The organism is Pseudobutyrivibrio sp. ACV-2 (assembly GCF_900107545.1).
Classification (GTDB): Bacteria; Bacillota; Clostridia; order Lachnospirales; family Lachnospiraceae; genus Pseudobutyrivibrio.
In genome coordinates, this window is the sequence record NZ_FNQZ01000010.1 from 17,694 (window position 1) to 33,538 (window position 15,845).

A 15,845-nucleotide genomic window follows, 5' to 3' on the forward strand; every position below is an offset into this window, starting at 1 on the left:
TATTGTCTGTTTTCATTAGAGATATTAGCTATTATATGTACAATTGGTACATTTAAGGGCAAAACAAAAGCAAGTTTTGATAACAAAACTTGCTTTTAAATCCTTTTAGTTTTGTGCCTTTACTATGGCATCATATAAATCATCGTACTCTTCAAATGCTGGATATTGCGGATAATCCTTTTTAATAGCATCTGTGGTACGGAATAAAAAGCCTGCTTTTGATGTTTCAATCATGGCAAGATCATTGAAGCTATCACCACTGGCAATGGTCTCAAAACCACATGACTGTAATGCTCTTACAGTAGTAAGCTTACTCTTATCGCAGCGCATCTTGTAGCCTGTAATTTCACCATTATCTGCAACAATAAGTTCATTACAGAAAATAGTAGGCATACCAAGTTTTTCCATAAGAGGCCCTGCAAACTGTGAAAATGTATCACTGATAATAATAACCTGTCCCTGTGCTCTGAGCTTGTCTAAGAATTCTTTGGCACCTGGTAGTGGATCGATAGTTGCAATGGTTTCCTGGATTTCTTTTAAACCAAGGCTATGCTCCTTTAGGATTGCAATTCTGTAATTCATAAGCTTGTCGTAGTCTGGCTCGTCGCGAGTAGTTTTCTTAAGCTCTGGGATACCTGATGCTTCTGCAAATGCAATCCAAATTTCTGGGACTAAAACACCTTCTAAATCTAAACATGTAACGTACATAGCATATTCTCCTAATGTGGTAAGATTCTAAATAAGAAGATTACATTCAATAATTTACACACTGACACCTCATCCGCCCCTCGCCGGGGTGGCAGATAATGCTAAAGCATTATCTCTTCCCTTCGGGCACCTTCCCACTCGCCGTGGTGGCAGATAACGCTAAAGCATTATCTCTTCCCTCAAGGGGAAGGCATATTAATACAAACGAATTACCGAAATAATTCCACCTAATGCTGCTTTGCGCTCTGCAAATTCAGCCTCGGTCATTTCTGCTGTGACGAAGCCTACTTCTTCGTCTAAATCTAATGTAGAGTACTCTACCTCTTCGAATTCGTTTTCAATATTTGACTGAAGTGCAGATGTTCTGACAAAGAATCTATGCTTTTCTTCGTTTGTATTTGCAAGAGAAAGCTTTTCATCTGTCCAGCCGATTTTAACGTGCTTATCTGTATTTCTGGCAAGGAATACCATATCTCCAACTACTGCTGATGCTGTAGGAAGCGCGCCTGCTCCTGCACCATAGTACATTGACTCGCCAAGCATATTTCCTTTTACTGATACAGCATTCATAACTCCTGCCACATGGTGAAGCATGTTATCAGGTTTTACCAAAAATGGAGCAACACGGCAGCAATATGTATTTCCCACCTTTTCACTGTGAGCGATAAGCTTGATGCTTCTTCCCATAGCCTTAGCGTATTTGAAATCTGTTGATGAGATTTTGCTGATACCTTCTGTTGGGATATCGTTGAAATCAACATTTTTGCCTGAAATCAAAGATGTCAAAATAGCTATCTTGCGACAGCTGTCATATCCTTCAACGTCTGCTGTTGGATCCTTTTCTGCATAACCAAGGCGCTGTGCTTCAGCAAGGATTTCAGCGTAGTCGCTTCCAAACTGCTCCATGTTGGTGAGCATGTAGTTAGTAGTTCCGTTGCAGATAGCAGATATTTCCTCAATCACATCACCTGTAAGGCATGCAGTAAGAGTACGGATAATAGGAATACCGCCACCTACTGCTGCTTCGAAAACAAAGTTTGTATTGTTCTCTTCAGCGATTTTCATGAGCTCTGCACCCTTGTCTGCTACAAGGGCTTTATTTGAAGTCGCAACAGACTTTCCTGACTCAAGCATTGCCTTAACAAATGTGAAGGCTGGCTCAACTCCACCCATGGTCTCGACAACGATTTTTACCTCTTTATCTTTTGCGATTTCCTTGTAATCCTTTACAAAACAATCTGCATGAGGATCATCCGGAAACTCTCTGAGATCAAGAATGTATTTAAGCTCGATAGACTCGCCCAGGCGCTTTTCTATCACGTCTTTATTAGTGTCTAAAACTTTTGCTACTCCGGAACCTATTGTTCCGTAACCCATAATTGCTGCTTTCATCTTGTCTGTCACTCCCTTGCTAATATTTTTACATAGTGAACTCCGCTAACGTTTTCAATAGCACTGACAAGATCTGAAAAATCTCCAGAATCCTCCAGCACGTCCACCGAGATGGTAAGTGTAGCGAAGCCGTTGACTGGAATACTTTGATGGATGGTTAATATGTTTACGTGGAAATGAGCTATTTCTTCCAAAACACTGGATAGAATTCCAGGCTCATCCTCAAGTTGGATAACCATATTTATCGTCTTTCCTTTTGTATCCTCATGAAATGGGAAAATATCGTCTTTGTATTTGTAGAAAGAACTGCGGCTGATTCCGACCTGCTCTGTAGCTTCCTGAACAGAATCGCATTTGCCTGTATCAATGAGCTTTTTAGCGGCAACAACTTTAAGTAATACCTCTGGCACCGCTTTTTCCTTTAAAACAAAATAGGTAGTCTTCTCTGCCATATCTCCTCCATGAGTGTCTTTTGTACAAAAACATTTGTACACGCTCAGAAGATAATAACATTAAATACTACCTAAAATCAAGCACTTTATCGTAATAAAGTAAATTGTCTATGTTAAATTTTTGTGTTTCTGATTTTTATGACTTTTTTTGATATTATTTATCAATTATCAGCCTTATGAAGCTTGATGAGAACGCACTCTCTAGGATTATTCCATCTAGGTATTCTAGCGTCTCCAAGACCAGAGCTTGCAATCATAGTGGAGTTCTTTTCATGAAATTCTCCATAGTCGTATTTAGGAAATAGAGAATAATCAGTTCCAATGAGACCACCTAAAAAAGGAAGTCTTATCAATCCACCATGACCATGTCCACTAAGCACCAGGTCATATCCATATTCAGATAAAAATTCAAATTTGGATGAATCGTGATATAGAAGAAGGTTGAAATAGCTGGCATCTGCATAGCCCACTTTATCCTTCATATTGTATGTGGATGACACAAAATCTAATCCAGAAATAAGAATTTTCTCACCATCTTTTTTTATTTCTGTCGTCTCGTTAACCAGCTGCTCAACTCCATATTTATCACAATAGTATCTAAAATCCTGATATGGAGCACCCTCTACAAATTCATGATTGCCAGTAACGTAATATACTGGAGCGATTTTAGTCAGTCCCTCCAAAAGATAAACCGCATTGTCTATGGGATGTTTCTCATCAACAATATCACCAGTGAGAACTATGATATCAGGCTTTGCCTTTTTTACCATATTGATAAGGGGTTCTTCCTGATAACCAAATTCTTTGCAATGAAAATCTGTAATCTGTAATATTTTATAACCGTCAAAAGCTTCAGGTAAATTACTGTATGTTAAATTGTATTTCACCATTCTAAGAGGACTAGCAAAAGCAATTAAGATAAATGCTATAATTAAAAGAAGCACCTTTGCAATTAGCCTCCTCTTGTTTATTTTCATAGATATAACCTTTTCTAAGCACTCTTTGTATATTTCTTGCCCAAGAATTTTGCTTCAAGGAACCAAAAGCCCTTCTTGAACCAGTTGATTTTTTCAGAGTACGCTGCTGTTACTTCCGTAACCTTAACACCTTCAGATTGGATTTTAAGGAGCCAAACGTTCATGAGTATTTCACTTACACGCCCAAAAAGTCGGGCCTGGAAGTCGGAAAGCCCTGACACATCAACCCTTTCTTCAACTCCAGCAAGTAAAGTGAATAGCCACTCGCTGTATTTATCGAATAGTTCCTTTTTCATGATGCACATGTTGTACATACTTCCATTGGTTCTGGAATAAATGGCATCCATGTATTTGAGGTCTTCAGGATAAGCTTCAGCCATAACCTCACGAGCCACATCTAAATGCATTCCATCCATAGTATGGGAATAGTGGCTATAAAGGGTTTCGATAAAATACTTGTTTCGTTTTGGAACTACTACATCCGAATTCAACATTATATTTTGGATTTCGTCTTCGGTCAATACATTCTTAAATGGCTGTTCCTCGTCTCCTAAACCCTTTTTATTTGTGAAGAAACGTCTGTAGTGACATAATCCAACTACGTCTGCAGTGACATTTTTCCAGATATAATATGTGGCTGTAAGCTCACAGTAGTATGGATTTTTTGCTGAAATATTATCACCACTATCATCTCGGATAATATTTCCAGATCTATCATTTATTCCAAGAACGCTGTATGCAATTGAGTCCTTGCCGGCGGAGCCTACCTGTATGGGTACATAGCAGCTCTGGGTCGGCAATTGGCATGGCTTATGGGTTGCCACAAATATTTTGATATCCAAACTCTAGTCTCCATAAAAAGAGACGTCTATGTATAATAGACGCCTCAAGTAATCATGATTTCAGGATTTGCTAATCCTCTTCGCCGTCTTCTTCGTCAACAATTGCTGCTGTGGCGCCTGAAACTGCAGACACTACTGCAATAACTGCAACAATGACAACTAGTAATATTAATGCAAAAAAGAAAATTAAAAAACCGCCTTCAGTCATATTAAACCCTCCTTCTCACGTAATCTATTATATATCTTTCCCATTGTAAAAGCAAATCTGTATTGTGGCTCGATACAGACTTTAGGTTGTGGCTTGCCTGTTACAGAAATCTAGGTTGCGGCTCGCTGGTTACGGTTACAATCATTACCCCTATTTTTCTCATCGTTTTCACTATACTCTCGAAAAATAGGGGTAATAATTGTTACCTACCAGCTATCTATAGGTTGTGCTCATATGCAACAGCGCTACACTCTCAAAAGATAAAGATAATTATTGATACCTACCAGCTATCTATAGTCTATAAATAGAAGTCCGTTTTATTGTGACGCATAAAAATGGGCGTTAGCGGATTTGTTTAGCGCGGTTGAATACGGCTGGGAAATGTTGGCGGGTGTATTTCATCAGGCGGGCCCGGTGGAGAGCTGTGCCAAACATTCCATCTGCGATTGGCTTGTAGAGTAATTTTATTGTGCGGGAATTATCTGGTAAGTATTTGCGTAATTCCTGAAAAGCCTCTGTTTCTGCTTCGTTTTTGCACCAGGATAGTATTTCATCTGTTTTAAGACCTGTTTCAAGCTGGCGTACCATGGCGGATTGAAAGCTTCTAAAGTATATTTTGGCTAGTATACCCAGCGCTTCGAAATCGCAGGTCTTCCAGCTCTGTTGCTGGTCATAAATACGTTTTACACGCTTCTTTTGTAGTTCAAAGTAATCATCTATATCGCCACCTGTCAGGCGCACCTGTCCCTGATTGCGATAGTGATAGAGTACATCATTAAGGATAGTAAGTGAATTAGTATAATCCAGGAAATCGCAATTGAAAAGTATGTCCTCAACATGTTTAATCTTTTGAAAACGAAGATTATTTTCCTTAATCAAGCTAGTCTTGTAGCATTTATTCCATGGATAACCAAGCATGGTGATTTCTTCCATCTGCATGGCCAGCTTATGGATGATAACAGGATCATTTGTGGAAAGTATATCATCATCAAAATCCATCTGCTCCAGATTGATACGCTTTGTGTATTCGATTTTGCCTGACTGGTTGTTGCGGTAGTCTTCTGTGAAGCTGTACACCAGCAAATCTACAGGATTCCGCTCAAGTGTGGCTGCACATACCCTTAATAGATTTCTCTCGTATAGATCGTCCGGGTCTAAGAATAAAATGTAGTCACCTGTGGCGTGCTCGATACCGGTATTTCTCGCTGCAGAAACGCCCTGATTAATTTCGTGCTTATAATAGAAAAATCTATCATCCCTGCTAACATAGCTTCGAGCTATATCTCCTGAATTATCAGGAGAACAATCATCCACTATGATAACCTCAAAATTATCATAGGTCTGAGTCATTAAACCACCTAAAGCATCACCTATATAGTCACCCACTCCGTATGTGGGAATTATTACGGAAAATTTTATTATCTCACTCATAATCTCATAATATACAAAAAGCCTTGGACTGTCAAAAGTCTAAGGCTCTTTTAATTAATGAATTATAAAATGTATTACACAGAATGAGAACAATGTCCACAGCTGCCACAGTCACCGCCACATCCAGGATGCTCTCCGCGCTTATGTGCTTTTACAATTGAACGTATAATCGCTGCCACGATTGCAGCTAAGATTAAAACAACTATTAATGTTCCCATATTATTGCCCTCATTCTACTAACAATTACTTATTATATTTATCCTTACGAATGATACCATATACAAGGCAGCAGATTGCTGCGATGCCAAATATAGTACCGATTCCGAAGCCTTCGCCTGTGAATACACGACCTACCTGATAGATGATAAGACCGATTACCCATGCAAAACCGCACTGATATCCGATTGCAGTCCAGAACCACTTAGTGTTGTTCATCTCACGCTTGATTGCACCCATAGCTGCGAAGCAAGGAGCGCAAAGAAGGTTGAATGCAAGGAATGCCATACCTGATGCATCTGTAAATGCTGCACGCATTGTCTCGTAAACATCACCAGAAGCGCCATAGATGATAGCAAGTGTACCAACGATGTTTTCCTTAGCAACAAGACCTGTGATTGAAGCAACTGTTGCTTCCCAATCGCCAAAGCCAAGTGGAAGGAAGATCCATGCGAGGCACTTACCAAGACCAGCGAGGATTGAATGATCAATCTGGTCTTCCTCAAGCATTGTAAATGCACCATCAACAAAACCAAAGAATGTTGCAAACCAAACAATGATTGTTGAAAGAAGGATGATAGTACCAGCCTTTTTAATGAATGACCAGCCTCGCTCCCACATGCTGCGAAGAACGTTTGAAGCTGTTGGCCAGTGGTATGCTGGAAGTTCCATAACGAATGGTGCTGGATCGCCTGCGAAGAGCTTTGTCTTCTTGAGCATGATACCTGAAACAATGATTGAGAAAATTCCGAGGAAGTAAGCTGTTGGTGCAACCCAAGCTGCACCACCGAAGATAGCGCCTGCTACCATTGCGATGAATGGAAGCTTAGCTCCACAAGGAATAAATGTTGTAGTCATGATTGTCATCTTGCGATCTCTATCATTTTCGATAGTACGTGATGCCATGATACCAGGAACACCACAACCTGTACCGATAAGCATTGGAATGAATGACTTACCTGAAAGACCAAACTTTCTGAAGATACGGTCCATGATGAAGGCAACACGTGCCATGTAACCGCAAGCCTCAAGGAATGCAAGGAAGATGAAAAGTACAAGCATCTGTGGTACGAAACCAAGAACTGCACCAACACCAGCTACGATACCGTCAAGGATAAGTCCTTTAACAACATCGTTACAATTGATAGCATCAAGACCAGCCTCAACGAATACTGGAACACCAGGAATCCAGATACCATAATCTGCCGGGTCTGGCTCCTCATTAGCCTCTACGTAAGCTGCAGCTGCTTCGTAGTCAACAAGAGTAGCTGTTTCGTATTCAACAGCAGCTGTTTCCTCATCCTCTACAGGATATTCGAAATCGCCTGTAGGCTCTGAGCCGTTTTCTTCGACATATAAATCATATCCATCTACGATAAGCTGATTAGCTGTGAACTCCTCAGCTGCGTCGTTGTATTGGCTTGAACCTATTGCAAATAAATGCCATCCATCTCCGAACACACCATCATTTGCCCAATCTGTAGCCCATGTACCTACTGTTGTAACTGAAACAAAGTAAACAAGGAACATAACTACCGCGAAAATAGGAAGGGCAAGGAAACGGTTTGTAACCACCTGATCGATCTTGTCAGATGTAGTCATGCCTCTGCTGGCTTTCTTTACACAGCCGTTGATGATAGTTCCGATATAGTTATATCTTTCACCTGTGATGATTGATTCTGAATCATCATCAAGCTCCTTCTCACATGAAACAATGTCCTTTTCAATATGAGAGATAACATCCTCTGAAAGGCCAAGCTTTTCCTGGATTTTCTCATCGCGCTCAAAGAGTTTGATTGAGTACCATCTCTGAACATTTTCATCGTCAATACTGTGAAGGCAAAGCTCTTCGATGTGAGCAAGTGCATGCTCAACAGAGCCCTCAAATCTATGCTTAGGAGACTGTGGTTTAGCTTCCTTAGCAGCCTTAACTGCCGCTTCAACAATATCCTTGAGACCTCTGTTTTTAAGAGCGGAAATCTCGATGGCTGGAACGCCAATCTCCTCTGAAAGCTTCTTTGTGTTAATCTTATCGCCGTTTTTCTCAACAACATCCATCATGTTGATAGCGATAACAACTGGAATACCAAGCTCAACAATCTGAGTGGTAAGATAAAGGTTTCTTTCAAGGTTTGTACCATCGATAACATTGATGATTGCCTCTGGCTTTTCATCAATAAGATAGTTACGAGATACTACCTCTTCTAATGTGTATGGAGAAAGTGAGTAAATACCTGGAAGGTCAACTATGGTAACTTCCTTATCTCCTTTGAATTTACCTTCCTTGTACTCTACAGTAACACCTGGCCAGTTTCCTACGAACTGGTTAGAACCTGTAAGAGCATTGAATAATGTAGTCTTTCCGCAGTTTGGATTACCTGCTAACGCAATACGAATTCCCATGATTTTCTCCTATTCTTCAACTAAGATCATCTCAGCATCAGCCTTACGCACTGAGAGCTCATAGCCTCTTACTGTAATTTCTACCGGGTCTCCAAGTGGAGCAATCTTGCGAACGTAAACTTCTACGCCCTTTGTGATTCCCATATCCATTATTCTGCGCTTAACCGCGCCTTCGCCATCGATTTTTTTTACCTTGGCAGTCTGACCAACCTGTACGTCTCTAAGTGTCATGGTTACTCTCTCCTTTTACTTTGTTTAAACAAATATTTTTTGAGCCAAAGACTTATCTACAGCCACCCTTGACTCCTTGACATTGACAATAAGATTACCGCCAATCTCATTGACAACTGTAATATATCCGCCAGGCACAAAACCCAGCTCCTGCAAATGGCGCTTAACTTCCTCGTTACCGCCAATTCGCTTAATCATTTGTTCCTCGCCTGTTGGCGCTACTAATAGTGGCATCATATTTCCTTCCTTTTACATGTAAAATGAATTGTTACCAATTTAAGCAACAAGTTTTTAGACAATTCTAACAAAATACGCAAATTGTAAGTTATATTTGTATAATCATTGTTAGCCTCATCTAACAGCCGTAGTAAATATAGCATTTTTATAGGATGGTTTCAAGTGACTAACTAAAGTTTTTATTAAAAAATCACAAAAAAAAAGCAGCGTATGAACGCTGCTTAAAAAATATTATTTACCTATCATAGTACCGGTCTGGCCACCTACGGCATTTCCGGCATCAGATAATTTTGTGATTAAAACCTTGCGTATTGCAGAATCACCAATGTAGTCGATAGCTGCCTGAATCTTTGGTGCCATATCTGTTGCGCCAAACTCGCCAGCTTCAAGCATCTTTTTGGCATCTGATACTGAAATGTAATCAAGTGGCTCTTCGTCAGGTGTACCGAAGTTCTTGCATACCTTTGTTACTGATGTAAGGATGACAAGCATATCAGCGTCAACCTCTGCTGCAAGAAGACCTGCTGCTATATCCTTTTCAACTACAGCAGATGCACCCTTTAATTTGTTATCCTGAGTGAGAACAGGAATACCGCCACCGCCACATGCGATAACTACCTGATCAGCCTCGCAAAGAGCTTTAACTGCATCTATTTCAACAATCTCCATTGGCTTTGGAGCTGCAACGATTCTGCGATAGCCGCCTTCTACCTCAACTGTATGATTGCCCTTTGCTTCCTCAGCCTCAGCATCTTCTGCTGTCATTACACGACCGATGATTTTGGTTGGCTTATAAAAGGCCTCATCGTAAGGGTCTACTGTAACCTGTGTAAGGATAGTAGATACTGGCTTGTAAATGCCTCGGCCTACAAGCTCTGAGCGAATAGCCTGCTGCAAGTCATATCCAATATATCCCTGGCTCATTGCGGAGCAAACTGACATAGGAGTAGGTGTGTAATCTGGATGATTCTGATAGAACTCTGATAAAGCTGTGTGAATCATGCCTACCTGAGGACCATTACTGTGAGTGATAACCACCTGATAATCCTGCTGTATAAACTCTGCCACAGCAACAGCTGTGCGCTTTGTAGCGTCCCATTGTTCCTGCACTGTTGTGCCAAGTGCGTCGTGTCCAAGTGCGATAACTATTCTTTTTTTGCCCATACGATGCCTCCCTTATTAGCATTCACATTTAAGATAGAATTATTCTACCATAATGAAACTGTCCATGATAGCACTTTAATTAGTAATTCCTGCCATGGGCGCGGCCCTTATTATTAACAATTGCAAGAATAACTAATATCCCTAAACATACACCTGCAAAGTCAATCCACATATCGCTAACCTGGCCTGAGCGTCCTTCGACAAATAGCTGAATTGTTTCATCCACAAATGAAACTGCCAGACCTGCAAAGGCGGGATGGAAAAATCTATTGACAAATCCACGAACATAAAGAATTGCATTTCCTGTCAGAAGAGCACCCAAAACTGTATATTCTGTAAAATGAGCAGCCTTTCTGATAATGAACATTCCGTCTTCAGCATTTTTTAAGGCCGGAATGAACTTTGAGAAAAATTCCAAAAAAACTCCACTTTCTCCATCGGATACTACTGCCGGTTGGAGGCTGTGTCCCCATATGAAGCAAAGCCAAGCTACGATGAGAATACCTAAGATGATTTTTTTCTTGTTCATTTTAATAACACCTTCCCAAAATAAATCAGATGCTATTGTAACACAAAAATACCCCTAGGATAAACCTAGGGGTAAAAATATCAGATAGAAAATCCACCTATTTTATTGAACTTTTTCGATACGACGTGTAAGAGTTACTTTAAGTGTTTCCTCTTCGTAGTTTTTGTCGTGACGGGCTACAGTGATATCTACTGTGGTACCTGCTTTGATGTACTGCATGATGTTATTCAATGTGTTTACTGATGTGACTTTACGTCCATTAAAGGAAGTAATAACATCTTCTACCTCGATACCAGCTGCTTCTGCGCCTGAGCCTTCAACTACCTGGGCTACATAAACACCAACTGGGATGTTGTACTGCTCTGACATAGATGCTGTGATGTCCTTGCCTGCGATGCCGATGTATGAAGCATCAAGCTCAGATACAACATCATTATCAATCATCTGCTGAATTATGTTCCAAGCGTATGAGATAGGGATAGCATAGCCCATACCCTCTACCTCCTCATTGGAAAGTTTTGCTGAAACAATACCGATCACTTCACCCTTGGCATTTAAAAGTGCTCCGCCTGAGTTACCAGGGTTGACTGCTGCATTTGTCTGAAGAAGTGAATTGGTAACTGTATTTCCGTCATCATCCTGAATAGAGACCTCGCGGTCCTTTGCTGAGATGATACCGTTTGTTACTGATGTACCATATCCCATGGCATTACCGATAACGATAGCAGCCTCGCCTACTACTGTAGAATCTGAATCGCCTAAGGTAGCAACCTTGATTTCTGATAGTGTGTCTTCCTTAATGTCCTTGACTGCTACAGCTACTACTGCCAAATCACATGATGAATCAGTGCCTTTAATTGTACCTTCTACTGCCTCGCCATCGTTGAATGTGATAGTAAGAGTCTCAGCGCCACTAACAACGTGGTTGTTGGATGCAATGTAGATATACTCATCATCCTGTGAAACTATGATACCTGAACCTGCTGATGTGCTCTGCTGCTGCATTGTTCCAAAGAAGGTCTGGTATTCTCTGATTCCTACATTTGTAACTTGAACTATTGCCGGAAGAACATTTTCTGCTATCTCAGATACGTCTGTTGTGATCTGTGTGCTGGCTGTTGTGCCGGTCGCTGTCTTAGTGGAATTAATCTCACTATTTGATGAGGATTTAGTCTGTTCCTCTGTGACAGTTTTTTCTGTTGCCGTATTATTTGTGATTAATTTGTTTGATACTACAACTACTGACTGGAAGGCAAGACCTGCAACAAGTCCAAAAACAAGTGCTATGGCTGCTGCATTGCCCAGTTTCTTGCCAAGAGAGCTTTTCTTTTTATTGCGGGCTCTGTTACCATCATCGTAAGGTGTCCATTGATAATAGGACTCGCCCTGATTTATTTCATCTCTTTTGTATGAGTATGTAGTTTGTTCTTTTGAATCGTTATTGTCATTGTTAAAAAAATCGCTCATAAACTCGCCTCCATTTCTTGATTACATTCAGTAGTGTAAAACCCTAATGTGATGACTAAGTGAAAGGTACTTGATTTCCATGAGAAAACAAGTACCTTTTTGAAAATCTTTTATTCTACTGTAACGGATTTAGCTAAGTTTCTTGGATGATCTACATCATAGCCTTTTCCGACTGATACATAGTAACCAAAAAGCTGGAGTGGGATGATAGCAAGTGAGTTAGTGAAGTATTTGTTAGTCTTTGGAATGTACATAACGTAATCTGCTATATCCTCAATATCCTCATGACCTACTGTTGTAACAGCAAGAATGAATGCTCCACGTGTCTTGCATTCAACTACATTAGAAACGGTCTTTGCATAGATGTTTTCCTGTGTAGCAACTGCAGCTACAAGTGTACCATCCTCAATAAGGGAAATAGTACCATGCTTAAGCTCTCCAGCTGCGTATGCTTCTGAGTGAATGTAAGAGATTTCCTTAAGCTTAAGGGATCCTTCAAGTGCGATAGCGTAATCGATGCCACGTCCGATGAAGAATACATCCTTTGCAGCAACAAATCGATTAGCGAATTTCTGGATGCGCTCTTTGTTGCCAAGAAGCATTTCAATCTGCTCTGGAAGCATCTTAAGGTCAGTGATAAGTTCTTTCTGTTCCTCTGCTGTAAGAAGTCCTCGTACATCTGCAAACTTCATAGCAAGAAGGTAAAGGGCGATAAGCTGTGCTGAATACGCCTTTGTTGTAGCAACTGAAATCTCAGGGCCTGCCCATGTGTACATAACCTTTTCTGATTCGCGGGCGATAGATGAACCTACTACGTTTACGATAGCAAGAGTCATGTTGCCCATAGCGCGAGCCATTCGAACAGCTTCCTTAGTGTCAGCTGTTTCACCAGACTGGCTGATAGCAATAACAAGCTCGTTGTCCTGAAGGATAGGATTGCGATATCTAAACTCTGAGGCGATATCCACCTCTACAGGGATACGAGCCATCTCCTCGAAAACGTATTTAGCTGTAACGCCAGTGTGATAAGCAGAACCGCAGGCGACGATGCGGATGCGGGAGATTGTTTTAATCTCTTCATCTGTCATGCCAAGCTCTTCTATTTCTACTTTGTTATTTTTGATACGTGGATTAAGAGTATCACGAACAGTCTTTGGCTCCTCGTGGATTTCCTTAATCATGAAGTGATCATAACCACCCTTTTCTGCTGCATCAACATCCCAATCGATTGTCTTTGACTTTTTCTCGATTGGCTGACCATCTACGTCGTAGAATTCAATAGCTTCACATGTAAGCTTTGCGATTTCCTCGTTTTCGATGAAGTAAACTTCGCGAGTGTACTTAAGAACTGCTGGTACATCAGATGCGATGAGATTTCCATCCTTGCCCTTTCCAACAATAAGTGGGCTGTCCTTACGAACTGAATAAATCTCATCTGGATAATCAGCAAAGATGATACCAAGAGCATATGCGCCCTCTACACGGTGCATAACCTTTGTAACACAGGTAAGTGGGTCATTGCCCTGATTGTAATAATAATCAAGAAGGTGAGCTACAACCTCTGTGTCTGTCTCTGACTTGAATGAATAGCCACGTCCAATAAGCTTTTCCTTAAGCTTTGCGTAGTTTTCAATAATACCATTGTGAACTACAGCAATAGTTTCTGACTCATTGAGATGTGGATGAGCATTTGCTTCGCTAGGCTCACCGTGTGTAGCCCAACGTGTATGACCGATACCGATTGTACCCTGCATGCTCTCTCCATCGTGAGTCTTTTCTGAAAGAAGGCGAAGTCGTCCCTTTGCCTTTTCAAATTCTATCTTCTGTCCATCATAAACAGCCATACCTGCTGAATCGTATCCGCGGTATTCAAGCTTGCTAAGTCCATCAAGCAAGATTGGAGCTGCTTGTGATTTACCTACATATCCAACTATTCCACACATAAAAATGTTCCTTTCTTGTGCCGTTTCTTATAACAAAATACTGTGAAATTTGCTACAGATGCCTAATTTTACCACTAAACAATTAAAATGTAAAACTAGAGCTCTTATCCGAAGATAAGAGCTCTGAATATTTTATGAAATTACTGAGCCTGTTGAGTGATTTCCGCACTGGATTCGCTGTAACCAGTTTCAGATTTGATGTGGTCGCTGATAACATCAACCATATCGTCTGTAGGGTCGTAATCCTGTTGATCAAATAGGAAGCTATGAAGCTGAACTACATTTGATGTAAGTGTACATGGTACTACGACGCTACCTGTCTTTTTGCTGACTGTAGTAGTCTTAAGTGCAAATGGGAAGCCTGAAGACTCTGCCATGTTGTAATCACCTACAGATGCTGCCATGGAGATGCACTGTGAAAGTGAAAGGCTGGTAGAAATCTTAGGGAATACATCATCAGCAATTTTGTTGAGCTGTGATACATTTGCGCTCTTTGCTTTTTCAACAATAAGCTTTACAACCTTACGCTGATTATCTGCACGACCATAGTCGTTATTAACTGCATATCTGTTTCGACAGTAGCCAACTACCTGGGCACCGTTTAGGTGATATGTGCCTGGCTTGTCGAAATAGCAATCGCTCATCTTCCATCCATCTTTTTCATCTGGATAGTAGTTGAGGACGTTTTCTACCTCTGCGATATAGCCTGCCAAAGCGTTCTGACCAGTCTCTGGGTTGTTAGTGTCGATCATCTTTTGAGTGATGTCTAGGTCAAGTCCACCAAGGTCATCTACGATTTTAGCAAGCGCGTAGAAGTCAACTGATACATAGCCATCAATCTTTAAGTCAAGGTTAGTATTGAGCATCTCAAGTGCTTTTTCAACACCACCGTGGTTGTATGCGTAGTTACATTTACGATAAAGGTCCTTGTCAACTCGGAGATATGTATCACGCTGAACTGATACCATCTTGACATCCTTGGTGTCGTTGTTGATAGAAACAAGGATGATAGCGTCAGAGTTACCACTGTCAAGATTTCCATTGGAACGGTTATCAACACCGAATAAAGCAAGTGTGGTGTAGTTGCTAAGGACTTCTGTTGTGCCCTCATCAAGATTATTGACTTCGATTTCGTCCATCTGGATGTTGTCCCAGTTAACCTTGCCGAATTTGCTCCAGAGGAAGAATACCAAGGCAAGTATGATTACGATTACTATCTCAACCACAAGTATGGTGCGGCGTGCCTGCTTTTTCTTTTGAGCCTTGCTGCTTCGTCTAGGCCCTGATGATGGGCGGCGGTGCTGTGAAGACGACCTAGAGCTTGAAGGGCGCTGGCCTGATGGTCTGGAGCCCGATGGTCTTGAGCTGCCGGATCTGGATCCTGAAGGTCTTGAACCTGCTGGTCTTGAGGTTGAACGTCTTCTAGGTGGTTCATCTGAAGAACGTCTCCTAGGTGCGTAGTCCTCCTCGTCGTCGTAATAGCGGCCTCTCGGCATGTCATCTAAATCGTAGAACTCAACGTTTAACTCTGAGCCTCTGCTATTATAGTTTCGGCTATTGCTATGGCCACTGCGTGTATTACGACCACTTCCAGTGCCACGAGTACCGCGGCTACCGCGATTTCTATATTCATCCATTATTAATA

General features: G+C 41.1%; 16 protein-coding genes. All 16 read right to left on the reverse strand.

The window, feature by feature from the left end; genetic code table 11:
- Nucleotides 1-105 precede the first annotated feature (105 nt).
- Nucleotides 106-708, reverse strand: coding sequence for a bifunctional phosphoserine phosphatase/homoserine phosphotransferase ThrH (thrH, locus tag BLV53_RS11300; RefSeq protein ID WP_090300904.1), 603 nt, complete (start codon nt 706-708; stop codon nt 106-108).
- A gap of 195 nt (nt 709-903) precedes the next feature.
- The gene (locus tag BLV53_RS11305) at nt 904-2,100 is read right to left on the reverse strand and encodes a homoserine dehydrogenase (RefSeq protein WP_090300906.1); all 1,197 of its coding nucleotides are present in this window, start codon (nt 2,098-2,100) and stop codon (nt 904-906) included.
- 8 nt (nt 2,101-2,108) lie between these two features.
- Nucleotides 2,109-2,552 (reverse strand): ACT domain-containing protein, encoded by a 444-nt coding sequence (locus tag BLV53_RS11310; protein ID WP_090300908.1) that lies wholly within the window; start codon nt 2,550-2,552, stop codon nt 2,109-2,111.
- Between the two features lie 161 nt (nt 2,553-2,713).
- Entirely contained in the window at nt 2,714-3,529 is an 816-nt protein-coding gene (locus tag BLV53_RS11315) for a metallophosphoesterase (RefSeq protein WP_090300910.1), read from the reverse strand.
- 14 nt (nt 3,530-3,543) lie between these two features.
- Nucleotides 3,544-4,371, reverse strand: coding sequence for a DUF4422 domain-containing protein (locus BLV53_RS11320; protein WP_090300912.1), 828 nt, complete (start codon nt 4,369-4,371; stop codon nt 3,544-3,546).
- 70 nt (nt 4,372-4,441) lie between these two features.
- Nucleotides 4,442-4,579: a hypothetical protein gene (locus BLV53_RS17060; protein ID WP_170830835.1), complete on the reverse strand. Its 138-nt coding sequence runs from the start codon at nt 4,577-4,579 to the stop codon at nt 4,442-4,444.
- Between the two features lie 342 nt (nt 4,580-4,921).
- Nucleotides 4,922-6,010, reverse strand: coding sequence for a glycosyltransferase family 2 protein (locus BLV53_RS11325; protein WP_090300914.1), 1,089 nt, complete (start codon nt 6,008-6,010; stop codon nt 4,922-4,924).
- Nucleotides 6,011-6,084: 74 nt separating this feature from the next.
- Nucleotides 6,085-6,228 (reverse strand): FeoB-associated Cys-rich membrane protein, encoded by a 144-nt coding sequence (locus BLV53_RS11330; RefSeq protein ID WP_090300916.1) that lies wholly within the window; start codon nt 6,226-6,228, stop codon nt 6,085-6,087.
- 25 nt (nt 6,229-6,253) lie between these two features.
- A complete protein-coding gene (gene feoB / locus BLV53_RS11335; RefSeq protein WP_090300917.1) occupies nt 6,254-8,629 on the reverse strand; it encodes a ferrous iron transporter B in 2,376 nt (791 codons plus the stop codon).
- A 9-nt stretch (nt 8,630-8,638) separates the two neighbouring features.
- Nucleotides 8,639-8,860, reverse strand: a complete 222-nt coding sequence (locus tag BLV53_RS11340) for a FeoA family protein (protein WP_090300919.1) — start codon at nt 8,858-8,860, stop codon at nt 8,639-8,641.
- 24 nt (nt 8,861-8,884) lie between these two features.
- On the reverse strand, nt 8,885-9,097 hold the full coding sequence (locus BLV53_RS11345) for a FeoA family protein (RefSeq protein ID WP_090300921.1): 213 nt from the start codon (nt 9,095-9,097) through the stop codon (nt 8,885-8,887).
- Between the two features lie 231 nt (nt 9,098-9,328).
- Nucleotides 9,329-10,261 carry a carbamate kinase gene (gene arcC, locus BLV53_RS11350; RefSeq protein ID WP_090300923.1) on the reverse strand — a complete coding sequence of 311 codons (933 nt, stop codon included), beginning with the start codon at nt 10,259-10,261 and terminating at the stop codon, nt 9,329-9,331.
- Between the two features lie 79 nt (nt 10,262-10,340).
- Nucleotides 10,341-10,790 (reverse strand): VanZ family protein, encoded by a 450-nt coding sequence (locus BLV53_RS11355; protein WP_090300924.1) that lies wholly within the window; start codon nt 10,788-10,790, stop codon nt 10,341-10,343.
- A gap of 102 nt (nt 10,791-10,892) precedes the next feature.
- Entirely contained in the window at nt 10,893-12,257 is a 1,365-nt protein-coding gene (locus BLV53_RS11360; RefSeq protein WP_090300926.1) for a S1C family serine protease, read from the reverse strand.
- Between the two features lie 110 nt (nt 12,258-12,367).
- A complete protein-coding gene (glmS, locus tag BLV53_RS11365; protein ID WP_090300929.1) occupies nt 12,368-14,200 on the reverse strand; it encodes a glutamine--fructose-6-phosphate transaminase (isomerizing) in 1,833 nt (610 codons plus the stop codon).
- 140 nt (nt 14,201-14,340) lie between these two features.
- A complete protein-coding gene (locus tag BLV53_RS11370) occupies nt 14,341-15,837 on the reverse strand; it encodes an LCP family protein (RefSeq protein WP_090300932.1) in 1,497 nt (498 codons plus the stop codon).
- Between the last annotated feature and the right edge of the window lie 8 nt (nt 15,838-15,845).